22 protein-coding genes are annotated in these 22,389 nt (G+C 66.5%); 15 read left to right on the top strand and 7 right to left on the bottom strand.

From position 1 onward, the window contains the following. Positions 1-42: 42 nt before the first annotated feature. Positions 43-825 (top strand): tetratricopeptide repeat protein, encoded by a 783-nt coding sequence (locus tag R2733_24790; protein ID MEZ5379737.1) that lies wholly within the window; start codon positions 43-45, stop codon positions 823-825. A gap of 112 nt (positions 826-937) precedes the next feature. After that, a complete protein-coding gene (locus R2733_24785; protein MEZ5379736.1) occupies positions 938-1,312 on the top strand; it encodes a hypothetical protein in 375 nt (124 codons plus the stop codon). 87 nt (positions 1,313-1,399) lie between these two features. On the opposite strand, the gene fbaA is transcribed toward R2733_24785, so the two are convergent. Next, entirely contained in the window at positions 1,400-2,476 is a 1,077-nt protein-coding gene (gene fbaA, locus R2733_24780; protein MEZ5379735.1) for a class II fructose-bisphosphate aldolase, read from the bottom strand. Between the two features lie 103 nt (positions 2,477-2,579). Here fbaA and R2733_24775 point away from each other — a divergent pair, with 103 nt between their 5' ends. The 4 genes from R2733_24775 to recN are packed head-to-tail and all read left to right on the top strand — an operon-like array spanning position 2,580 to position 6,719. Next, positions 2,580-3,347, top strand: coding sequence for an HAD-IIA family hydrolase (locus R2733_24775; GenBank protein MEZ5379734.1), 768 nt, complete (start codon positions 2,580-2,582; stop codon positions 3,345-3,347). Next, positions 3,347-4,186 (top strand): TlyA family RNA methyltransferase, encoded by an 840-nt coding sequence (locus R2733_24770; GenBank protein MEZ5379733.1) that lies wholly within the window; start codon positions 3,347-3,349, stop codon positions 4,184-4,186. The genes R2733_24775 and R2733_24770 overlap by 1 nt, the downstream gene beginning before the upstream one ends. Then, on the top strand, positions 4,183-5,052 hold the full coding sequence (locus R2733_24765; protein ID MEZ5379732.1) for an NAD(+)/NADH kinase: 870 nt from the start codon (positions 4,183-4,185) through the stop codon (positions 5,050-5,052). Before R2733_24770 ends, R2733_24765 begins: the two co-directional genes overlap by 4 nt. Positions 5,053-5,075: 23 nt before the next feature. Then, the gene (recN, locus tag R2733_24760; protein ID MEZ5379731.1) at positions 5,076-6,719 is read left to right on the top strand and encodes a DNA repair protein RecN; all 1,644 of its coding nucleotides are present in this window, start codon (positions 5,076-5,078) and stop codon (positions 6,717-6,719) included. Here recN and R2733_24755 read toward each other — a convergent pair whose 3' ends face one another. After that, positions 6,720-7,379, bottom strand: coding sequence for a hypothetical protein (locus tag R2733_24755; GenBank protein ID MEZ5379730.1), 660 nt, complete (start codon positions 7,377-7,379; stop codon positions 6,720-6,722). It lies immediately after the preceding gene. A 9-nt stretch (positions 7,380-7,388) separates the two neighbouring features. Further along, complete coding sequence (locus R2733_24750; GenBank protein ID MEZ5379729.1) at positions 7,389-8,627, bottom strand: serine hydrolase domain-containing protein; 1,239 nt, start codon at positions 8,625-8,627, stop codon at positions 7,389-7,391. 156 nt (positions 8,628-8,783) lie between these two features. On the opposite strand from R2733_24750, the gene R2733_24745 reads away from it, so the two are divergent. The 8 genes from R2733_24745 (at position 8,784) to R2733_24710 (ending at position 16,471) form a co-directional block, all read left to right on the top strand. Beyond that, positions 8,784-9,386 carry a hypothetical protein gene (locus R2733_24745; GenBank protein MEZ5379728.1) on the top strand — a complete coding sequence of 201 codons (603 nt, stop codon included), beginning with the start codon at positions 8,784-8,786 and terminating at the stop codon, positions 9,384-9,386. A gap of 43 nt (positions 9,387-9,429) precedes the next feature. Then, positions 9,430-11,160, top strand: coding sequence for a CTP synthase (locus R2733_24740; protein MEZ5379727.1), 1,731 nt, complete (start codon positions 9,430-9,432; stop codon positions 11,158-11,160). Further along, positions 11,157-11,741: an NUDIX hydrolase gene (locus R2733_24735; protein ID MEZ5379726.1), complete on the top strand. Its 585-nt coding sequence runs from the start codon at positions 11,157-11,159 to the stop codon at positions 11,739-11,741. The genes R2733_24740 and R2733_24735 overlap by 4 nt, the downstream gene beginning before the upstream one ends. A 19-nt stretch (positions 11,742-11,760) precedes the next feature. Continuing rightward, positions 11,761-12,288: an HD domain-containing protein gene (locus R2733_24730; GenBank protein ID MEZ5379725.1), complete on the top strand. Its 528-nt coding sequence runs from the start codon at positions 11,761-11,763 to the stop codon at positions 12,286-12,288. Positions 12,289-12,472: 184 nt separating this feature from the next. Then, complete coding sequence (locus R2733_24725; GenBank protein MEZ5379724.1) at positions 12,473-13,816, top strand: hypothetical protein; 1,344 nt, start codon at positions 12,473-12,475, stop codon at positions 13,814-13,816. Positions 13,817-13,819: 3 nt separating this feature from the next. Continuing rightward, complete coding sequence (locus R2733_24720) at positions 13,820-14,845, top strand: branched-chain amino acid ABC transporter permease (GenBank protein ID MEZ5379723.1); 1,026 nt, start codon at positions 13,820-13,822, stop codon at positions 14,843-14,845. Continuing rightward, complete coding sequence (locus tag R2733_24715; GenBank protein ID MEZ5379722.1) at positions 14,835-15,728, top strand: ABC transporter ATP-binding protein; 894 nt, start codon at positions 14,835-14,837, stop codon at positions 15,726-15,728. The genes R2733_24720 and R2733_24715 overlap by 11 nt, the downstream gene beginning before the upstream one ends. Beyond that, on the top strand, positions 15,725-16,471 hold the full coding sequence (locus R2733_24710) for an ABC transporter ATP-binding protein (protein ID MEZ5379721.1): 747 nt from the start codon (positions 15,725-15,727) through the stop codon (positions 16,469-16,471). The genes R2733_24715 and R2733_24710 overlap by 4 nt, the downstream gene beginning before the upstream one ends. Before the next feature lie 167 nt (positions 16,472-16,638). Here the strand turns inward: R2733_24710 and R2733_24705 are convergent, their stop codons facing one another. The 4 genes from R2733_24705 to trpS all read right to left on the bottom strand — a co-directional run bounded on the left by R2733_24705 (position 16,639) and on the right by trpS (position 21,531). Next, complete coding sequence (locus tag R2733_24705; protein ID MEZ5379720.1) at positions 16,639-18,009, bottom strand: ABC transporter substrate-binding protein; 1,371 nt, start codon at positions 18,007-18,009, stop codon at positions 16,639-16,641. 215 nt (positions 18,010-18,224) lie between these two features. Then, positions 18,225-19,982: a fibronectin type III domain-containing protein gene (locus tag R2733_24700; protein MEZ5379719.1), complete on the bottom strand. Its 1,758-nt coding sequence runs from the start codon at positions 19,980-19,982 to the stop codon at positions 18,225-18,227. Then, positions 19,922-20,482 (bottom strand): hypothetical protein, encoded by a 561-nt coding sequence (locus R2733_24695; GenBank protein ID MEZ5379718.1) that lies wholly within the window; start codon positions 20,480-20,482, stop codon positions 19,922-19,924. Before R2733_24695 ends, R2733_24700 begins: the two co-directional genes overlap by 61 nt. A 68-nt stretch (positions 20,483-20,550) precedes the next feature. Next, positions 20,551-21,531 (bottom strand): tryptophan--tRNA ligase, encoded by a 981-nt coding sequence (gene trpS / locus R2733_24690; protein ID MEZ5379717.1) that lies wholly within the window; start codon positions 21,529-21,531, stop codon positions 20,551-20,553. Positions 21,532-21,606: 75 nt separating this feature from the next. Between trpS and R2733_24685 the strand changes: the two genes are divergently transcribed. Next, positions 21,607-22,389, top strand: a complete 783-nt coding sequence (locus tag R2733_24685; protein MEZ5379716.1) for a segregation/condensation protein A — start codon at positions 21,607-21,609, stop codon at positions 22,387-22,389.

The raw sequence follows: 22,389 nt of genomic DNA, 5'->3' as shown, positions 1-22,389 counted from the left end.
GCTTTCGGCGTTTTGGCGCTCAGGTGGCCCTATCCTGGCCTGATGTCATCGAACCCGCGCCCGTCGAACTCTCGCCCGAGCAGCGGGGGAGGCCGTCGCCGCCGGGTGCCGCCGCCCCCGGTGCTGCGTGACCCCGTCGAGATCGCCCGTATCGACGACGAGGCGCCGGCGAAGGCGGGCAAGAAGCGCCGCCGAGGTGGGAGCACGATCGATGTGTCCGAGGTGGTGTTCCCTGGCGTCGCCAGCGACACCACGTCGAAGCTCCGGCGCCGGCTCATCGAGGCCGCCACCGCGTTCGAGGCGGAGCGCTTCGCCGATGCTCAGCGTCTGCTGGTGTCGATCAACAAGCTCGCCCCTGGCGTTCCCGAGGTACAGGAGCTGCTCGGCCTCTCGCTCTATCGACAGGGCCGGTGGTCACAGGCGGCCAAGGAACTCCAGTCGTTTGCCGACATGACCAACTCGGTCGAGCAACACCCGGTGCTGGCCGACTGTCACCGAGCCCTTCGTCATTGGGACACCGTCGAGGCGCTGTGGCTCGAGCTCGGTGCGGCGTCGCCGGCGGCGGAACTGGTCGAGGAAGGCCGGATCGTCTACGCGGGAGCATTGGCCGACAACGGCAAGCCCAAAGACGCCATCCGAATCCTCGAGACCGCGCCCAAAGCGCCGAGCAAGCCGAAGGAACACCATCTTCGACGTTGGTACGCCCTGGCCGATCTCTACGAGCGCAACGGCGAAGCGTCGCGAGCGCGCAAACTGTTCCTCGAGATCGACAAGCTGAGCCCCAACTTCGGCGACGCGGCTCAGCGCGCCCGACAGCTACGCTGACCAACCACGATCGGTCGAGACATCCGACCGGCACGTGACACGTTCTTTTTCCCCCGTCGAACCAGCGAGCGACACCGATTCGCTCGATTGCATCAAGAGGGGAGTGGTCGACATGGCCACCAAGAAGCAAGTGACCGCCTCACCATCGTCGGAGAACATCGTCGTCATCCGAGGAGCCGTGCGCGCTGAGCCCGTGCTGCGGGCCCTGCCGTCCGACGACGTGCTCCTGACGTTCGACCTGGTCAGTGGGGCCGACGCCGATCGACGTACAGTGCCGGTCTCGTGGCAAGGGCCTACCCGGTCGCTGCCGAAGGTTGCCGTCGACGACCGGCTCATGATCCTCGGTACCGTGCAGCGCCGGTTCTTCCGGGTCGGAGGGTCGAACGCGCACGCGGTCGACGTCCGAGCAGAGGTGATTGCCCGTACGTCGACCGCGAAACGCAATCTGTGTGCCGAAGTGATTCGACGCCTCGACGAGGCCGCCTGAATCAGCGGCGGTCACATGGCGCCCCGGTGGGGCGGTGACATGGCGCCCCGGTGGGGCGGTGACATGGCGCCCCGGTGGGGCGGTGGGTCAGGCGAGCGTGCCGACGTTGTTCAGCTCGGCGAAGGCCTGCTTCAGGCGAGCGACGAAGGAGGTCTCGCCGGCCCGCAGCCACACCCGGGGGTCGTAGACCTTCTTGTTCGGCTTGTCGTCGCCGTCAGGGTTGCCGATCTGGCCCTGGAGATAATCGTGCTTCTCGGCCTCGAACTGACGAACGCCGTCCCAGAACGCCCACTGCAAGTCGGTGTCGATGTTCATCTTGATGACCCCGTACGAAATGGCCTCTTCGATCTCGGCGGCAGTCGAGCCCGACCCGCCATGGAACACGAAGTTGACCGGCTTCGCGTCGGTTCCGAACTTCTCGGCGATGTAGCGCTGCGAATCGTCGAGGATCGACGGGGTCAGGACCACATTGCCGGGCTTGTACACACCGTGGACGTTGCCGAACGCCGCAGCGATGGTGAAGTTCGGGGAGATCTTCATCAGCTGCTCGTAGGCGTAGGCCACCTCTTCAGGCTTCGAATACAGGTCAGCCGAGTCGGCATCGGAGTTGTCGACGCCGTCTTCCTCCCCACCGGTGATGCCGAGCTCGATCTCGAGGGTCATGCCGATCTTGCTCATCCGCTCCAGGGTGGCGGAGCAGATCTCGAGATTCTCCTCGATCGACTCCTCGGAAAGGTCGAGCATGTGCGAGCTGAACAGCGGCACACCGTTGGTCTCGAAGTGACGCTCGCCGTAGTCGAGCAGACCGTTGACCCAGCCGAGCTTGTCCTTGGCGGCGTGGTCGGTGTGCAGCATGACCCGGGCGCCGTACGCCTCGGCCATGGTCCACACATGCTGGGCTCCCGCAACCGAGCCGAGGATGGCGCCGGTGTCGCCGCCGGTGATCGACTTGCCGGCGATGAAGGCGCCGCCACTGTGCGAGAACTGGATGATGGCCGGGGAGTTGACCGCGGCGGCCGTTTCGAGGACCGAGTTGATCGAGTTGCTGCCGATGCAGTTGGCGGCAGGGAGGGCGAACCCGCGGGCTTTGGCCTCGGCGAAGACGGCGGGGACGGCATCGCCGGTGATCACACCGGCCGGAAGTGAGCTCAGAACGTCAGTCATGGGTAGCACTGTAGATCACGGTCCGGCCCAGACCAGAGGCAAAGCACACTACGGCTCACCTGCGGATCGGCGACGAACCGGTTCGTTTCGATAGGGTGAAGCCGTGACGACATGGGCGCTCGATCTCGACGGTGTCCTGTGGACCGGCAAGCTGCCGATCCCGGGCTCGGCCGAAGCGGTCTCCCGATTGCTCGACCGGGGCCACGAGGTCGTGTTCGTCACCAACAACTCCTTCGCAACCGTCGGCGAGCAAGAAGCCAAGCTGGCAGCGATGGGGATCGACGCACCAGGCCGATTCATCTCATCGGCCATGGCCGGCGCCACGTTGGTCGAGCCCGACGAGCGGGTGTTCGTGCTGGGCGGCCCGGGGATCGCCGAGGCCGTAAGCGCTCGGGGCGCTCACCTGATCGAAGACACGACCTCGTCGCCCGACGGCGTCGATGCCGTGTTGGTCGGACTCGACTGGCACCTGTCCTACGACCGGCTCCGATTCGCAGTGCAGTCGGTCGCCGGCGGCGCCAGGTTCATCGCCACCAACACCGACCCGACCTACCCAACCGAGAACGGCTTCTATCCCGGCGCCGGGGCCATCGTCGCCTCCGTCGCGGCTGCCACCGGCCAGCAGCCGATCATCGCCGGCAAGCCGCACGAGCCCCAGGCCGATCTGGTTCGGGCCCGATTCGGCTCCGACGGCATCATGGTCGGTGACCGACCCGAGACCGACGGTGCCTTCGCCGTCGCCCTTGGCTATCGCTTCGGCCTCGTGCTGAGCGGCGTGGTGTCGGCCAGTGATCTTCCGGTCGAGCCAACGCCCGATGTCGTCGCCGACGATCTCGGATCCCTGGTGGCCACCCTCGACGACAACGCCTGATGGCGGTTCGCCGACGACTCGACGCCGAGATGCTGCGGCGAGGCCTGGTCCCCAGCCGCGAACAGGCGGCTCGGCTGATCAACGAGGGCAAAGTGCTCGTCGATGGCGCCATTGCCGACAAGCCGGCCCGCCAGGTGCTGCCCGGCCAAGACGTCAAGCTGTCAGGGCCGCCGCCCAAGTTCGTGAGCCGTGCGGGCGGGAAGCTGGCGGGCGCGCTCGACCATTGCCGCGTCGACCCGTCGGGCCTGCGATGCCTCGATGCCGGATCGTCCACCGGCGGCTTCACCGATTGCCTCCTCCAACGAGGCGCCGAGCGGGTCTACGCCGTCGACGTCGGCACGCACCAGCTCCACGAACGCCTCCGCGCCGACATCCGGGTCGACGTGCGGGAACAAACCGATGTGCGCAGCCTGTCGGTCGAGCAGTTGGGCGGTCCGGTCGACCTCGTGGTGGGCGACCTGTCGTTCATCTCGCTCGGCCGCGTCCTGCCGACGCTGGTGGGATGCGCCACACCAGGGGCCACGATGCTGCTCCTGATCAAGCCGCAGTTCGAAGCCGGCCGTCAGGAGGCGTCGAAGGGCAAGGGGATCATCACCGATCCCTCGGTGTGGCGCCGAGTCCTCCACGAGGTCGCTCACGCCGGCGTCGAGGCCGGTGCGCCGATGCTCGATCTGGTGCAATCCACCGTGACCGGGACCAACGGCAACATCGAGTTCGTCGGTCGGTTCGTCGTCGGAGCCGAGCCACTCGATCCGCTTGCGCTCAGCGACCTGATCGATGGGGCGGCAGGCGAGCAGCCCAAGACGCTGCGACCAACCACGCGAGGGACAACACGGTGACCGAGCAACGATCGATCGGACTGGTGATCCACCACCATCGTGAGGAGGTACGAGACCTGGCGCTGCGGGCGTTGGCGTGGTGCGAGGCCAACGGCCGGGTCGGGGTGTTGCCGAGCGTCGACGCCGGGTTGATCGGTCGGCCCGACCTCGGTGTCGGCGACGAGGCCTTCGGCCCCGGACTCGACCTGTGCCTCAGCCTCGGCGGCGACGGCACCATGCTCCGGGCTGCCCGTCTGACCGTCGATGACCGGGTGCCGCTGCTCGGGATCAATGCCGGGCACCTCGGCTACCTGGCCGAAGTCGACCCGCACGAACTCGAGCCGGTGCTCGATCAGTGGTTGGCCGGCGGTCTCACGCCCGAGCATCGGATGCTGCTCGAGATCAGCTTCGAACGGGCCGACGGTGCCACGCCACCCGAGCCGACCTTCGCCCTCAACGAGGTCGTACTCGAGCGGGCCGAGAGCGGGCACACGGTGTCGGTCAACGCCTGGATCGCCGGTCGTCACTTCACCCGCTACCTGGCCGATGGCCTGATCATCTCCACGCCGACCGGGAGCACCGCCTACTCGCTGTCGGCCGGTGGGCCGATCGTCGAGCCGAACTTCGAGGCCCTGGTCGTCACCCCGGTTGCCGCCCACATGGTGTTCGACCGTTCGCTCGTGTTGGCACCGAGCACCGAGGTCCGCTTCGTGATCGACGGCTACCGCGACGGCATCGTCACCGTCGACGGCCAGCAGATCGCCCGGCTCACACCGGGCGATGCGGTCCTGTGTCGGGGCGGACGCCGCCGCGCCACCTTCCTGGTGCGGGGCGATCGCGACTTCCATACGATCCTCAAAGAGAAATTCGGCTTGACCGACCGCTAGGCACGAGATCGACGATCTGACCCATGCTGCTCGAACTGACCGTCTCCGACCTCGGAGTGATCGACAAGCTTTCCCTCCGGCTGCCCGCGGGGTTGATTGCGCTGACTGGCGAGACCGGCGCCGGCAAGACGCTCCTGGTCGACGCCATCTCGCTGCTGATGGGCGGGCGCGCCGATCCCGGACTCGTGCGCCCTGGCGCTGACGAGGCGTTGGTCGACGGTCGGTTCTCGTTCGACGGCGAAGGAGCCGAAGACGGCGAGATCGTGATCACCCGAGCTGTGCCGGCCGAGGGCCGGTCTCGGGCCTACATCAACGGGCGCCCGGTCACCGTGTCGTCGCTGGCCGAGGTGGGCAAGCGGCTCGTCGACTTGCACGGTCAGCACTCCCACCAGTCCCTCCTCGGGGTCGAGGCCCAGCGGGGTGCGCTCGACAGTTTCGCCAAGATCGACCGTTCCGAGCTCGACGCCGCCCGCCGTGCCCTGCACGAGGTCGAGGATGCACTGGCATCGCTGGGTGGCGATCCGAGGTCTCGCCATCGCGAGATCGACCTGCTGCGCTACCAGGTCGACGAGCTCGACGCCGCCGGGGTGGAAGACGCCGATGAGGACACCCGGCTGGCTGCCACCGAGGAGATCCTGGCCAACGCCGTCGACCATCAAGAGGCCGCAGCCGCCGTGCTGGCGATGCTCGCCGACGACGACGGCATCCGCGACCAGCTCAGTGCCGCCCTGCCCCGGCTCGACGGACGCGCCCCGTTCAGCGACGAGGCCGAAAGGATCCGCAACATCCTGGCCGACCTCGACGATCTGGCCGACGGGATCCGCACCGTGGCCGACACGATCGAGCAGGATCCCGAGGCGCTGTCGGCCGTGCAGGCCCGTCGTCACCAGCTCCAGCAGCTGTGCCGCAAGTACGGCGACACGCTCGAAGCGGTCATGGCGGAGCACCGTTCACTCGCCGAACAGCTCGACACCCTCGAGCAAGCCGATCGTCGGGCCGAGCACCTCGACGCCGAGCACCAGGCGGCACTGGCGGCGGTGGCCAAAGCGGCGGCCAAGGTGCGAGCAGCCCGCGAAGCGGCCGCGCCCCAGCTGGCGAAGGCGATCGAGGCCTACCTGCCCGAGCTGGCCATGCCGAAGGCGAAGGTCGGCATCTCCATCGACGGTGACGACGGTAGTCAGGTGGTGTTCCAACTGTCGGCCAACCCGGGTTCACCGCTGCAATCGCTGGCCAAGGTCGCCTCGGGCGGTGAGCTCGCCCGGGCCATGCTGGCCCTGCGCAGTGTGTTGTCCGAGGCCCCACCGATCCTCGTGTTCGACGAGGTCGATGCCGGCATCGGCGGGCAGGCCGGCTTCGCCGTCGGTCGGGCGCTGGCAGCGCTCGGCGACCGCCATCAGGTGCTGGTGGTCACCCACCTTCCGCAGGTCGCCGCCTTCGCCGATGCCCATCTCGCCGTGCAGAAGCTGCAGGGCGACGACGACACCGTGTCCGAGGTCCACCTCCTCGACGACGATCAGCGGCGGACCGAATTGGCCCGCATGTTGTCGGGCCAGCCCGACTCCTCGACGGCTCGCCAGCACGGATCCGAACTGCTCGACGAGGCCCAGGCCCAGAAGCGGCCCCCCACGGCGGCAGCGGCGAAGAAGCCGAAGCGGGCCAAGCGCTGATCATCTCGACCGGAGCTCGCCCACGAGTTCGCCAACGATCACGGTCGCCGTTCGCTCGACGTGGTCATTGATCGAGCGGAGGTGGGTAGCGACGACGCCGATCTGCTCGGACCCGAACGTCAGCCGAGGTCGGCGGGACAGGATGCGGTGGAGACGCCGGGCGATGGCGTCGACGTCGTGGTCGTCGTTGGCCGGGTGCCAACTCGCCACACGATCGAGGTGATGGGCCCAGTCGTCGCGGTGTGCAGGTCGAACGAGGGGAGCGAGGTCGTCGCCGAGCGTCGGCAGTTCGGCCAGGGCCGCCCCGATCGTGTCGCCGTGGCCTGGGCCTGACCCTGGCCCCGACGCTGCGAGCAGTGAGGCGTCGAGGAGCAGCTCCGGACCCACGTGGGCGACGGCTCGGGCGGCACCGCGGCTCAGTCCGTCGTCGAGGAGCACGGACTGCAGTGTCCGCTGGAGGTCGGTGAACCACGGGTGACGGTGGAAGGCCTCATCGGTGCGGTGGTGTATCCCGATGCCGGCGGTGATCTGGTCGTCTGTGGTGTCACCAAGGAGACGGAACCCGCCCATGGCGGCGAGGTCCGGCAACGCAGCGCCCAGCCAGAATCGGGGGTCATCGCCGAGGTGTCGGGCGACGACGATGTGGGCGCCGAAGTTCACCGATGCCGATCAGGTGAGGGCGCCGTAGACCAGCGCCTTCATCTCCTGGCGGATCGGGTAGGCCGATGACGGCATGAGCTGGGTCATCCCGACGACGGTGAGCTCTTCGGCCGGGTCGACCCAGAACATCGTGGACGCCGCGCCGCCCCATGCGAACTCGCCGACCGAGGTGATGGTCTGGGTGTCGGTCGGGCGCAGCGCGACCGAGAAGCCGAGGCCGAAGCCGACGCCCTCGTAGGTGGTCTCGCTGAAGACGGCCTGGCCCATCTGGGCGAGGTCGGCACCGTTCGGGAGGTGGTTGGACGTGGCGTATTCGAGGGTCTTGCGTCCGATCACCCGCTGGCCGTCGAGTGCGCCACCGTTGAGGAGCATCTGGGTGAAGCGGTGGTAGTCGGCGAGTGTGGAGGTGAGGCCGCCGCCGCCGGAGAAGAAGGTGGGCTTGGAGCGGTTGGGGCTGTCGTTGCCACCGTCGTCGATCAGGGCCATCTGGCCGGTGGCGCCAGGTGGCACGCCGAAGGGCGAGAGCTCGGGGTGGGCGTAGTTCGGTACGAGGCGATCGGCGCGAGCATCGTCGACGAAGAAGCCGGTGTCGACCATGCCGAGCGGCTCGAAGATGTGCTCGCTGAAGTACTCGTCGAGCGGTTGCCCGCTGACGAGTTCGACGAGGTGGCCACAGACGTCGGTGGCGACGCTGTAGCTCCACTGGGTGCCGGGCGAGAACAGCAGCGGCACCTCGGCCAGCGCATCGCACATGCCGGCGAGCGTTCCGCCGCGCACCACGCCGCCGATGTTGGACTTGCGGTAGAGGGCGTCGACGGGATGGCGGCCCATCCAGCCGTAGGTGAGACCCGACGTGTGCGTGAGGAGGTCTCTCACGATCATCTCTCGCTCGGGGAAGTCGGTGGTGTAGTTCGCCGGTGAGCCGTCCTTCCAAACCCGCAGGTCGGCCCACGACGGCAGGTAGTCCGACACCGAGTCGCTCAGCTTGACCCGGCCCTGTTCATAGAGCTGCATGAGGGCGACCGAGGTGATCGGCTTCGACATCGAGTAGATGCGGAAGATGGCGTCGTCGGCGTAGCCCTGGTGCGAGACGTGCGCCACCTTGCCGCCGCGGGCGATGACCAGGCTCATACCCGGATACCGGCCGGTGTCGAGGTAGTGCTCGGCGACGAAGGCGTCGATGGCAGCAAGACGAGCGGGATCGAGTCCCAGTTCGGACGGATCGGCGACGGCGGTGAGTTGGCTCATGGCGCTCATCCTGCCTCGCTGATGGGTCGAACTGCCAATGAGGCGGTTCTGCCCACGTCAGCACCGACGGCGGTGTGCCACACTGTCGGCTCAAGGACGCAGTACCGATCGACCGATGGTCAACCCACCGAAGGTCCCGAGCGCAGAGGAAGTGCCGTGGCAGACCACGACGCACCGCGTCCCGACGACAACGAGCCCGAGTCGGCATCCCGACACCGCCGCGCCACCGGTGAGGACTTCACCCGCCGGCTCGAGGAACGCTTCGTTGCGGCGATGGTCGACTTCGACGAGGAGGCAGCGCGCCGGCTCCCGACGACGCTGCGAGAACACCTGCACCTCCTCATCCGCCAGGGTGGCCTCGACGTCGGCTCGGACAACCTGCGTCTGGCGGCGGTCACCGGCGTGTGCCAGCAGGCCATGGCGTTCAGCGTGTACGACACCGACGCCTTCGACACCCTCGGCTATCAGCCGTTGGAGGCGATCGACACCGAGACCGCGCAGGCGCTGGTGGCCGGTGTTCGCGAGCTCGGTGCGATGGCGAACAGCGACGCCACCACCGTCATGTATGCCCGAACGACGCCCGCGCTGCTCGACGGTTTGATCAGCTACCGGGGCTCGGCCGACCACCTCGCCCACCACGTCTGTTTCGCCTTCATGTTGTCGCTGAGCTGCGGGGCCGGAACGACATCACCCGACCGCGAGTTCGCCGAGGCACTACGGGCGGCGCTTCCCGATCCAGTCCTGCCCATCTTGAATTGACGGCGCTAGGTTGGTGCGAGCGGATCAGGAACTGGAGCGCGCATTGACCAAGCACATCTTCGTCACCGGCGGCGTCGTCAGCTCGCTCGGCAAGGGGCTCACGGCTTCGTCGCTCGGCCGGCTGCTGAAGGCACGGGGGCTGCGGGTCACGATGCAGAAGCTCGACCCCTACCTCAACGTCGATCCGGGCACGATGAACCCGTTCGAGCACGGCGAGGTCTACGTCACCGACGACGGAGGCGAGACCGACCTCGACCTCGGGCACTACGAGCGTTTCATCGACGAGCCGCTCACCCAGGCATCGAACGCCACCACCGGCTCGATCTACTCCTCGGTCATCGCTGCCGAGCGGCGTGGTGACTACCTCGGCAAGACCGTGCAGGTCATCCCGCACATCACCGATGAGATCAAGCGGCGCATCAACATCTTGGCGGCCGAAGACGTCGACGTGGTCATCACCGAGGTGGGCGGCACGGTTGGCGACATCGAGATCCTGCCGTTCCTCGAGGCCATCCGTCAGTTCCGGCTCGATGTCGGCCGCGACAACGTGTGCTACGTCCACGTCACGCTGGTGCCGTTCATCGGCCCTGCCGGCGAACACAAGACCAAGCCCACCCAGCACTCGGTCACCGAGATTCGTTCGCGCGGCATCCAGCCCGATGTCATCGTGTGCCGCTCCAACGAGCGGATCTCCGATGGGCTCCGATCGAAGATCTCGAACATGTGTGACGTGCCCCTCGACGGGGTGGTCAACGCCGCCGACGCGTCGTCGCTCTACCAGATCCCGCTGAACATGCACGACGAGGGCCTCGACACCTACGTCTGCAAGCTGTTGCAGCTGCCCGACAATGAACCCGATCTCGCCGAATGGACCCGTCTGGTCGACCTGGTCGACTCGGCGTGGAAGCCGCTCAAGATCGGCATCGTCGGCAAGTACATCACCCTGCCCGACGCCTACCTCTCGGTGGCCGAAGCGTTGCGTCACGCGGCGCTGCACCACCAGGTCGACATCGAGATCGAGTGGATCATGTCCGACCACGTCGAGGGGATGCTGGTCGAGGAGAAGCTCGGCCATCTCGACGGCATCGTGCTGCCCGGTGGCTTCGGCGAGCGTGGCGTCGAGGGCAAGATCGAAGCGGCCCGCTATGCCCGTGAGCACCTCCAGCCATGCCTGGGTCTGTGCCTCGGCATGCAGGTCATGACCATCGAGTACGCCCGTGATGTGCTCGGACTCAACGGTGCGAACTCGTCGGAGTTCGACACCCAAGACGTCACCACGCCCTATCCCGTGATCGACCTGATGGACTCCCAGCGCAACATCACCGACATGGGCGGCACCATGCGCCTCGGGGCCTACGTCGCCGTGCTCGACGAAGGCTCGCAGGTGGCGAAGATCTACGGCGAGAGCGTGATCAAGGAACGTCACCGTCACCGCTACGAGTTCAACCCGAAGTTCCGCACCCGATTCACCGACGGCACCAGCTTCCGCTGTTCGGGCACGTCGCCCGATGGGCGCCTCGTCGAGTTCATCGAGCTCGACGACCACCCGTTCTGGATCGGCACCCAGGCCCACCCCGAACTGAAGAGCCGGCCGAACCGCCCCGCTCCGCTGTTCGACGGCTTCGTCGCCGCCGCTCTCGAGCGGGCGCAGACCAACGACCCCCAACGGTTCGTCGACGCCGAGCGGCGCAGGCCCGGGGCGTCGGCCAATGGCCAGGCGGGCGTGCTCACGCTCGACGACGAGGCCGTCGCCGGCGGCAGCGTCAACGCATGACCGATTCGACATCCGGCCGGGCACCCGCCTTCGCTGCGCCTCCGTCAGGCTTCCGTCACGTGCGCGACGACCTGGTGCACCAGGGCGCCGTCGTTGGCTTCTTCGACGGATGGTTCGAAGGGCCGGGCGGTGAGCAGGTACGGCGCGACGTCGTACGTCATCCCGGCGCCGTGTCGGCCGTGGCGATCGAAGACGACTCGATCTTCCTCGTTCGCCAATACCGGGCACCGATCGACCGTGATCTGTGGGAGGTGCCGGCAGGCAAACTCGACGTCGACGGCGAACCGCCCGAGACGGCCATCGTGCGGGAACTGGCCGAAGAGATCGGCCGCACGCCCGGATCGCTCGAACTGCTGCTGCGGTTCCATCACTCGCCGGGCTTCTGCGACGAGCTGCAGTACATCTACCTCGCCACCGATCTGACCGAAGTGCCCCGGCAAGGCGATGGTCTCGAAGAGCAGCACATGCTCATCGAGAAGGTGCCGTTTGCCCAGGCCATCGACATGGCGCTCGACGGCACGATCACCGACGGCAAGTCCATTGCCGCCGTGCTGGCCGCGGCCCGCCGGCTCGGTCACTGATCCGAGCCGACGACCAGTGATGCGGGGCCCGGCAAGCGTTGCCCATCTTGCGGGTCGCTTCTTCGGATCGATCCGTCCGGGGCCACCCACAGCCGACGACGAGGCGTGGGCGGCCAGCCATCTCGGCCCCGGCGAACTCGCGCTCTGGCAGCAAATGTCCAATCCCGACCGACGCCATGCGGTGCAAGTGGCGCGCGACGTGGTCGGGGCGCTCAGCGATGGGGCCACCGACGCCGTGATCGCTGCGGCGCTGTTGCACGACTCAGGCAAGGTGGTCAGCAACTACCGCACCCCGATGAGGGTCGTCGCCACGCTGGTGTGGAGCCTGGTCGACCCGGCACGAGCCCACGCCTGGCTCGACGCCGGACCGCCACGCCGGCGCCTTGCGGAATACCGCCTCCACCCGGAGCTGGGCGCCGATCTGCTCGCTGCGGCCGATGCCGATGACCTCGTCGTGCGCTGGGCCCGAGAGCATCATCGGCCCGAGGACCGGTGGACGATCGACCCACGAATCGGTTCGGTGCTCAAACACTGCGACGGCGACTGAGCGCGAAACACTCGGGAAACCATCCATTCATCGAAGTGATCGGTCCAATCGCGCGACATCGGCACAGGCACCGATCACACTGCTAGGGTTCCCCGGTCACCTTCGGTGGTTCCCCTCGAACCTGGTGACGCAGAAAGTCTGACCACGACCCGCACGCCGACCGGTGCGGGATCAGGGAGTGCGTGTGCCCAAGCGACGTTTCATGTTCATTGCCGTCTTCCTCGCCGTCCTGTTCGGCCTGGTGGCGCCGGCGTCGGCCGAAGGTGAACAGGTGCAGGTGCGGTTGCAGGCACGCGACGCCGAGGGAGAGCGCCAGCCGGTCGTCGGCGTGGTCTTCTCCGTCGCCGACGAAGCTGGCAACGAGATCGGCTCGGGAGCGACCGGCGAGGACGGGGTGTTCCTGCTCGACGTGCCCTCGGCCGGAACCTACATCGTCACGATCGACCCGACGACACTCCCCGAGGGCATCACGCTCAGCAATCCCGATCGGGTCTCCAACGAGGCCCGAGTCGACGTCGGCGGCGTGGGCAACACGTTGTTCGGGCTCGAGAGCGGTGATGCGCCCGTGCAGACCACGACCGAGAGCGGCGTCAGCGTCCGACGGGTCCTGCAGCTCATCGTTGACGGTGCCAAGCTCGGACTCTTCCTGGGCATGGCGGCGATCGGGCTGTCGCTCATCTTCGGCACGACCGGGCTCACCAACTTCGCGCACTCCGAGATGATGGTCTTCGGAATGCTCACGTCGTACTTCTTCAACTACTACGGGCTCGCCGGCGTGTTCGGCTTCATGGCCGGCTGGCCGGCACCGTTCGGTGGCGGTGTCAACCTGATCTTCGCCACCCTGATCTCGATGGTGCTGGGTGGTGGGTTCGGCTACCTGCTCGATGCCTGGATCTTCAGCCCCCTGCGGCGGCGTGGCACGTCGTTGATCGCGCAGCTGGTCATCACGATCGGCCTCTCGATCTTCCTGCGGTACTTCTTCCTCTTCATCTTCGGTGGCAATCCCCGCTTCTACAAGGACTACACCGCGCAACAGGCCCGCACCTACTTCGGTTTGATCGACATCACCGACAAGGATCTGATCACCATGGTGATCACGGTCGTGGTGCTCGTGAGCGTCGGACTGCTGCTGCAGCGCACCCGAATCGGCAAGGCCATGCGGGCGGTCGCCGACAATCGCGACCTGGCGGAGAGTTCGGGCATCGACGTGCAGCGGGTGATCCGCTTCGTGTGGATCGCCGGTGGCGCGTTGGCCGCCCTGGGCGGCACGTTCCTCGGCCTCTCCGAGACGCTGAACTGGTTGCTCGGCTTCCGGATGCTGCTGCTCATCTTCGCCGGTGTCACCCTCGGCGGGCTCGGCACCGCCTACGGCGCCTTCGTCGGTTGCTTGCTCATCGGCATCGGCATCCAGGTGTCGACGCTCTTCATCCCCATCGAGCTCAAGAACGCCGGTGCGCTCGCCGTCATGATCGTCGTGTTGATGGTGCGACCCCAGGGCATCCTCGGTCGCGCCGAAAGGATCGGTTGACACATGTTGTTCGCAGCCTTTGCCCCACTTCTCGCCTTCGACTTCGGGCGGGTCATGTCCGAGAGCCTCACGCAGGCGTTCGGCCCCCAGGCGGTCGTGTTCGCCATGGCGGCCATCGGGCTCAACATCCACTTCGGCTACACCGGCCTGTTGAACTTCGGCCACATCGGCTTCCTGGCCGTCGGCGCCTACGGCACCGCCATCGCCATCACCTCGTGGGGTTTGGTCTCCGGTCTCGCCATCATCGTGGGCCTGATGTTCGCACTCGTCCTGGCCCTGGCGCTCGGTCTCCCCACGCTGCGGCTTCGAGCCGACTACCTCGCCATCGTCACGATTGCGGCGGCCGAGATCATTCGATTGCTGGCTCGTTCCACGGCGCTTCGGTCGGTGACCCGAGGCGCCGAAGGCCTCAACGAGTGGGCCGGCGGGCTCCAGGAGATCAACCCGTGGAACGGCAAGACCGTCGACGTCGGGCCATTCACCTATCGCGGCAACCAGGTCGCTGTCGTCGTGTTCGGCTGGATCGCCGTCGCCATCATCACCTACGGGGTGTACCTGTTGATGAAGAGCCCATGGGGCCGAGTGTTGAAGGCCATCCGTGAGGACGAAGACGCCGTGCGAGCGCTCGGTAAGAACGCTTATTGGTTCAAGCTCCAGGCGCTGATCCTGGGTGGTGTGATCGCCGGGTTCGCCGGCTTCATCTGGGCGTTCACCAACTCGACCGTGCAACCCGATGTCTACGTCCCGCCGATTACCTTCTTCATCTGGGCGGCCCTCATCCTTGGCGGCGCCGCACGGGTGTTCTCACCGGTGATCGGGGCAATCCTGTTCTGGTTCCTGATCACGTTCTTCGAGTCGTTCATCGGACAGCTCGTCGACCAATACGACTCGGTCGCCAAGGTCATCGACCGCACCGAGGTCTCACTGATCCGATTCCTGCTCGTTGGCCTGATGCTGATGGCGTTGATGGCGTTCCGACCCCAGGGAATCTTCGGAGACAAAGAGGAGATGGCACTCGATGCCCGCTGACGAGACCCCTTCCACTACGGCGACCGCGGCGGCCGCCGCCCTCGAAGGCGTCGCCGAGACGCCAGGCGTGGCCAAGCCCGACCCGATTCTCAAGGTCCACAATCTCACTCGCCAGTTCGGCGGACTGAAGGCCGTCGACGTGGATCACCTGGAGATCCAGCGGGGCGTCATCACTGCACTGATTGGTCCGAACGGCGCCGGCAAGACCACCTTCTTCAACCTTCTCACCAACTTCGACACGCCGAATACCGGGATCGTCGAATTCAATGGCGCCGACGTCACCGGTCAGCCGTCCCACAAGCTCGCCAATCAGGGCATGGTGCGCACCTTCCAGCTCACGAAGGCGCTTTCTCGTCTGACCACCATCGAGAACATGAAGCTGGGTGCCACCAATCAGCGGGGTGAGACGATGTGGCGGGGCCTGATCCCAGGGACCTGGCGGAGGCAGGAACAAGAGATCGAGGCCCGGGCCGACGAGCTGCTCGAGCGATTCAAGTTGTCTCACATGCGTGACCAGTTCGCGGGCACCATGTCGGGCGGCCAGCGCAAGCTCCTCGAGATGGCGCGGGCGCTGATGACCAACCCGGCCGTCGTCATGCTCGACGAGCCAATGGCCGGGGTGAACCCGGCCCTCACCCAGTCGTTGCTCGAGCACGTCAAGTCGCTACGCGATGAGGGCATCTCTGTCGTGTTCGTCGAGCACGACATGGACGTCGTGCGTGACATCTCCGACTGGGTCGTGGTCATGGCCGAAGGACAAGTCATCGCCGAAGGCCCGCACAGCTCGATCGGGTCGAACCAGCGAGTGATCGATGCCTATCTCGGCAGCCATCACGATGCCGCCCTCGACTTCTCCGAAGATCTCCTGGGAGGGACCCAATGACCACCAGCACGTCCACCGACACCCCGGTCGTCGAGATCCGAGACGTCGTCGCCGGCTACGTGCCGGGTGTCAACATCCTCAATGGCGTCAACCTCGTTGCCGCACAGGGTGAACTGATCGGCATCATCGGCCCCAACGGCGCCGGGAAGTCCACCATGATCAAGGCCATGTTCGGCCTGGTGAAGATCCACGAGGGAACGGTGACGCTGAATGGCGACGAGATCACCAACCTCAAGGCTCATGCCCTCGTGGAGCGAGGCATCGGCTACGTTCCGCAGAACAACAACGTGTTCCCGAGCCTCACCATCCGTGAGAACCTCGAGATGGGCTGCTTCCTCACCCCGAAATCGACCGGACCACGACTCGATCGGGTGCTGACCCTGTTCCCACGCCTGGGGGAGCGGATCGGGCAGCGAGCCGGGTCGCTCTCGGGTGGTGAACGGCAGATGCTCGCCATGGGACGAGCGCTCATGATGGAGCCGTCGGTGCTCCTGCTCGACGAACCGTCGGCTGGACTCTCCCCGGCCCTGCAGGATCAGGTGTTCATCCGTACCAAGCAGATCAACGACACCGGCGTCACCATCATCATGGTTGAGCAGAACGCGAGCCGATGCCTACAAATCTGCGATCGTGGCTATGTGCTCGACCAGGGCACCAACGCGTACACCGACACCGGTCGCAACCTGCTCGAGGACCCCAAGGTCATCGAGCTCTACCTCGGCACACTGACCAAGGCGCACTGACCAAGGCGTCTCCCAATACTTCGCGATGTGGCCCGGGCACGAGCCCGGGCCACATCGCGTTGCGTCGCCGCTGGTGCATCGAGAGGCATACCGTCTCCGCATCTCGGTCCAAAACGACCAGTGGCCGGGCCCGAAGGCCCGGCCACTGTGATGTTGATCCGGAAGGATCAGCTGGCGAAGACGTACTCGTCGAGCGAGGTGTCCAGGCCGGCCGCTCCGTAGGTCACGATGCGGAAGCTGGCAGCAGCGGGCTCGCCGGCGTCGACGAACTCGTAGGGGCCGCCGTAGCCGTCGTAGTCGATGTCGGTGCCGGCAGCGATGAGCTCCTTGCAGGCAGCGAACTCGGTGCACTTCTCGCCGTCCTTGGTGACGCCGTTGATCTCGGCGGCAATGAGGACAGGATCGTCGGAACCGGCCACCTCGGCGGCGAGCGCCGTGATGATGATGGCATCGTAGGTCTCGGCGCCGTAGGCGAGGGTGTCGACGGTGTCACCGTAGGCGCCCTCGAAACGGTCGGTCAGCGTGGTGATCGTCGCCAGGTCGACCGACGGCAGGGTGCCGCGGAGGCCTTCGAGGATCGAGGGATCGCTGAGGTTGTTGTCGGCCGACTCGATGAAGCCGTCAACGCCGTAGACCGCCTTGGCGGTCGGGCCGATGCCCCGCTCGTTCATCGTGGTCAGGATGTTGCCGGCTTCGGCGAACGAGATCACGATGATGGCGTCGGAGTCAGCAGCCACGAGCTTGTCGATCTCGGGATCGAAGTTCTCGGTGTCGACTGCGTACGGGAGGAACTCGTCGATCGAGCCGCCGAGTGCCTCGAAGTTCTCCTTGAAGGAGTTGGCGAGGCCTTCGCCGTAGCTTTCCTGACGGTAGATGACGCTCGCCGAGGCGTTGCCCTCTTCGGCAACGAGGTTGGCGAGGACCTTGCCCTGGAGCAGGTCGGACGGGGCGGTACGGAAGTACAGACCGTTGTCGTCGTAGGTGGTGAAGTCAGGCGAGGTGTTCGCCATCGAGAACTGGATCACGTTGTTGGAGGTGATCTTGTCGATGACGAGCTTCGACACGGCCGACGAGGCCGCACCGACGATCACGTCGGCCTTCTGCCCGAGGAGGGTGTCGACGCTGGGGTTGGCGATGTCGACGTTGGTGTCGCCGGAATCGGCCTCGACCAGGGCAACCTCGGCACCGAGCACGCCACCGGCGGCGTTGATGTCTTCAACGGCCAGACGGGAACCGGCAACCTCCGGCGGAGCCAGGAAGGCCAGGTCGCCGGTGAGCGGGATCAGCGTGCCGACGGTGAGGACACCATCGGCGCTTGCGCTGGCGCCCTCGGCTGCTGCCTCGGTGGTCTCCGTGGCATCGTCCATGGCTTCTTCGGTGGTTTCGGTCGAGTCCTCTTCCGGGGCGGCGGTGGTCTCGGTCGACTCACCCTCCGAACCAGCGTCCGTGCCGGCCGAGTCGCTGCCACCGCAGGCGCTGGCGACCATCGCCAGGGCTGCGAGCAACGACAGAAGCCGAGTCAGGCTCTTCTTTGTCATACGTATACCTCTCCTCGTTTGGTAGTACGAGATATGGCCATCCATTCAGGCCGAGGAACACGGTAGTGCCAGATTTGGCCATACGCCGTCAACTTGACATCGCGTTACCACAACGTCACATCACAGAAACACGTTGACCAGGCAGGAGACAGGTGAGTGGCTGGACTGGATTTCGCGCCCGGGCGGCGCGAAATCCGGCCCGATTCGCCTGTGGATCAGTTCGTGGCGGCCGCTCGGAGGCCGGTGCGCCAGCTGGTGTTGCCGGCGGCGTCGTAGGCCTTGAGGGCGTAGTAGTAGGTGGTGCCGGTGGTGAGGCCGGTGTCGGTGTAGCCGGTGGTTGCCGAGGTGGCGACGAGTGGTCCGACGGTGCCGGGGGTGGTGGATCGGTAGATCTCGTAGCCGGTGACGCCGATGTTGTCCGTTGCTGCGGTCCAGCTGAGTGTGACCGTGTCGGCGGTGACGGCGTCGACGGCCAGGTTGGTCGGCACCGTCGGTCGCTCGGTGTCGGCTGCGGCACCGCCGACGGGGGTCGCATCTCGGAGGCCGGTGCGCCAGCTGGTGTTGCCGGCGGCGTCGTAGGCCTTGAGGGCGTAGTAGTAGGTGGTGCCGGTGGTGAGGCCGGTGTCGGTGTAGCCGGTGGTTGCCGAGGTGGCGACGAGTGGTCCGACGGTGCCGGGGGTGGTGGATCGGTAGATCTCGTAGCCGGTGACGCCGATGTTGTCCGTTGCTGCGGTCCAGCTGAGTGTGACCGTGTCGGCGGTGACGGCGTCGACGGCCAGGTTGGTCGGCACCGTTGGCCGCTCGGTATCGATGACCACGCCGGGGTCGGCGGTCGTGGCGGCCCGGAAGCCGGTGCGATACGACAGGTTGCCGGCGGCGTCGAACGCCTTGAGGGCGTAGTAGTAGGTCGTCGACGCTGCGAGCGCCGGGTCGTCGTCGACGAAGCTGGTGGTGGCCGACGTGCCGACCAGCGGTCCGAGCTGGTTCGGTGTCGACGAGCGGTACACGTAGTAGCCGGTGACGCCGACGTTGTCGACGCCGGGATCCCAGCCCAGGTCGATCGAGGAATCGGTGGCGCCGACCACGCTCAGACCGGTCGGGACCGAGGGCCGTTCGGTGTCGGCGACTGGCGGTCCGCCGGGCGTGAAGCGAGCGAGCGAGCGGACAGGCACATTGCCGGTCGAGCTGAAGTAGCCACCGACCCACAGCGCCCCCGACGCCGGATCGGCCGTGAGGGCCCAGACGGTGGGCGAGGGCTGGTTCCACTGCGTGGTGAAGCTGGTGTCGCGTCCACCCTGCGGGCTCCAGCGGGCCAGGACTCGGGGATTGCCCGTGGCGCAACGAGTGGAGTAGTAGGTGCCCTCCTGCTCGAAGTGGCCGGCCCAGTAGAGGTAGCCGCCGGTGTATTCGAGTGCCTGTACGTCGCCGTCGAGCGGGCAGTTGTTCGACAGGGTGCTGCGCCGGTTCCACGAGTAGACCGAGTTCAGGTTGGACTCCGACATGATCTCGATCGCCATGTCGCCGCCCCAGGCCACATAGCCGGGGAAGACTTCGATGTCGTAGGGGAAGTGATCCTGGCGGGAGTAGCGGTAGTAGTAATAGGTGCTGGTCTGGGCCCGGGAACTGACGGGGTAGAGCTGGTTCGAGACCCGCAGCCCCTGGGGTACGCCGGGAGCGAAGTCGCCGGTGGTCTGGTCGAGGACCACGAAGCGGTAGGTGTTGGTGGTTCCGTTGACCCCGGTGAACTGCCCGCCGACATAGACCCGGCTTCGGCTCGGGTCGACGGCGATCGTCGAGACCCGTCCGCCCGACACCGTTGGGTTCCAGTTGCGGTCGATGGCACCGGTCGACAGCTGCACCCGGGCCAGGCGGTTGACCCGAACTCGGCCCGAGTCGTTGGTGAACAGATGGGTCAGGTTGCCACCGATGTAGAGCAGGTCGCCCTCGATGGTGAGTGCGTCGATCGACAGCATGCCCTGCGGGTAGGTCCACTCGCCGTTGATCTTGGTGTCGGTCGGTTCGCCCGTGACGGCGTCGAGGACGGCGATGCCGGCGGTCGAGGAGCGCCGCTCACCGAGGAGAAGTCGCCACCGATGTAGACCTGGCCCTGGGCGTCGACCTCGACCTCGAGCACGGGGCCGTCGACGACCGGTCGGAACTCCGGCTTCCACGCCCCGGTCGTTCGGTCGAAGGCAGCGACGAAGGACTGGGCGACCTTGCTGCCACCGTCCGTGGGCTGCACGTTCAAGAAGAAGCCGACGGCGTACACGGTGTCGCCCGAGATCGCGATGTCGCGGATCAGTTCCTGGTCATCGGCAACGCCAACATCGAGGCGATCGACCACGCCCCACGGCAGTGGATCCGAGGTCGAGGCCAGGTCGTTGCCCTGGGCGCCGACTGGGGCGACGACCGCAGTGGCGGCCGCCAGGGCGAGAGCGAGGGATGACATCACACGGTGGCGAAATGAACGCATACCGTGAGATTACGTTCGGTGGTGCCCTGCGACGCTGAGTCACCTCGCTCACGAGGTGTGGGCGATCATCACTCGCTGACGAGGAGCCCCGCAGCCTTCTTGGCCCGGCTCATCACCGGAACGGCGATGTCACGCGCCTTCTCTGCGCCCCTGGAGAGGGCCGTGCGCACCGTGGCGTCATCGAGTTCGGCAATCCGCTGTTGGATGGGCGTGAGGAGCTCGATCAACGCGGCGGCGGTGTCGGCCTTGAGGGGGCCGTACTGGGTGTAGCCCTCGGCCAGCGCATGGGGATCACCGCCGGTGACGGCGGCCAGGATGTCGAGCAGGTTCGACACACCGGGTTTGGTGGTCGGGTCATAGCGAACCTCGGCATCGTTGTCGGTGACCGCCCGCTTGAACTTCTTCTCGATGGTCTTCGGGTCGTCGAGAATGCCGACGGTGCCCTGGGGTGAGTCGACCGACTTCGACATCTTGTTCTCGGGGTGTTGGAGATCCATCACGCGGGCGCCGGCGGCCGGGATGCGGTGCTCGGGGATCACGAACGTGTCGCCGTAGCGGGTATTGAATCGCATGGCCGCATCACGGGTGAGCTCGATGTGCTGGCGCTGGTCGTCGCCCACGGGCACCACATCGGTGTCGTAGAGGAGGATGTCGGCTGCCTGCAGGGCCGGGTAGGTGAAGAGCGCCGCCGACACGAAGCCGGTGGAGCGTTCGGACTTGTCCTTGAACTGGGTCATCCGGCTGAGCTCGCCGTAGGACACGGTGGTCTGCATCAGCCACGCCAGCTCGGTGTGCTCGGGAACCTGCGACTGCACGAACAGGGTGGAGGCCTCGGGATCGATGCCGATGGCGAGGAGGATCTTGGCGATGTCGAGGGTGCCCTGGAGGACCTCGCCCGGCTCTTTCGGCAGGGTGAGGGCGTGGAGATCGACGATGCAGTAGACCGAATCGGCGTCGTGCTGCATGGTTTCCCAGTTGCGGAGCGCCCCGAGGTAGTTGCCGAGATGCACGGCGCCGGAGGGCTGGATTCCACTGAACAGGCGAGTCATGGTCGGTAGGGTAGGGCGAGGTGGCGAGGACGGCGCGAGAGTTTCCTCGCCGCGGCCGGGAGTACAATCACACCCATGTCATTTCAAGTGCAGACCGAGGCGTTCGAAGGACCGTTCGACCTCTTGCTGCACCTCATCCTGAAGGACGAGGTCGACCTGTACGACATCTCGCTGTCGCGCATCGTCGACGCCTACCTGGCCGAGCTCGACCGGATGGATCGCTGCGACCTCGAAGTCGCCACCGAGTTCCTGCTGATCGCCGCCACGCTCATCGAACTCAAGTGCCGCCGTCTCCTGCCCGTCGACGCCGACGTCGATCTCGACGAAGAGCTCGGCCTGTGGGAGGAGCGCGACTACCTTCTCAGCCGGCTGCTCGAGTGCAAGACCTTCAAGGACGCGGCCAAGGTCCTCGAACAGCTGGCCCAGTTGGCGTCGCTGGTGGCCCCGCGCCGTGTCGGTGTCGATGATCGCTTCCTCGACCTCGCTCCTGATCTGCTCGCCGGCGTCAGCCCGCAGCACCTCCACGACGCCTTCGTTCGCGTCGCATCGCCTCGTCCGGTGCCCACCGTCGCGCTCCATCACGTCACCCAGATCCGGGTGAGTGTCACCGACGCCATCGAGCGCCTCATCACCGATCTCCCCTCCATGGGCGTGATGTCGTTCCGCCAGATCACCCGGCACTGCCTCGATCGGGTCGAGGTCGTGGTGAACTTCCTCGCGGTGCTCGAGCTGTTCAAGCAGGGACTGGTCGAGATCGAGCAGGTCGCCGTCTTCGGTACCCTCACCGTCGAATGGATCGGCGGAAACGTCGGGGTCGATGACTACGTGATGGCGACCACCGACACCTACGAAGGATGA

The organism is Acidimicrobiales bacterium (genome assembly GCA_041394265.1).
Classification (GTDB): Bacteria; Actinomycetota; Acidimicrobiia; order Acidimicrobiales; family SZUA-35; genus JBBQUN01.
The sequence above is the reverse complement of the archived record's forward strand: the minus strand, read 5'-3'. Positions and strand labels throughout refer to the sequence as shown.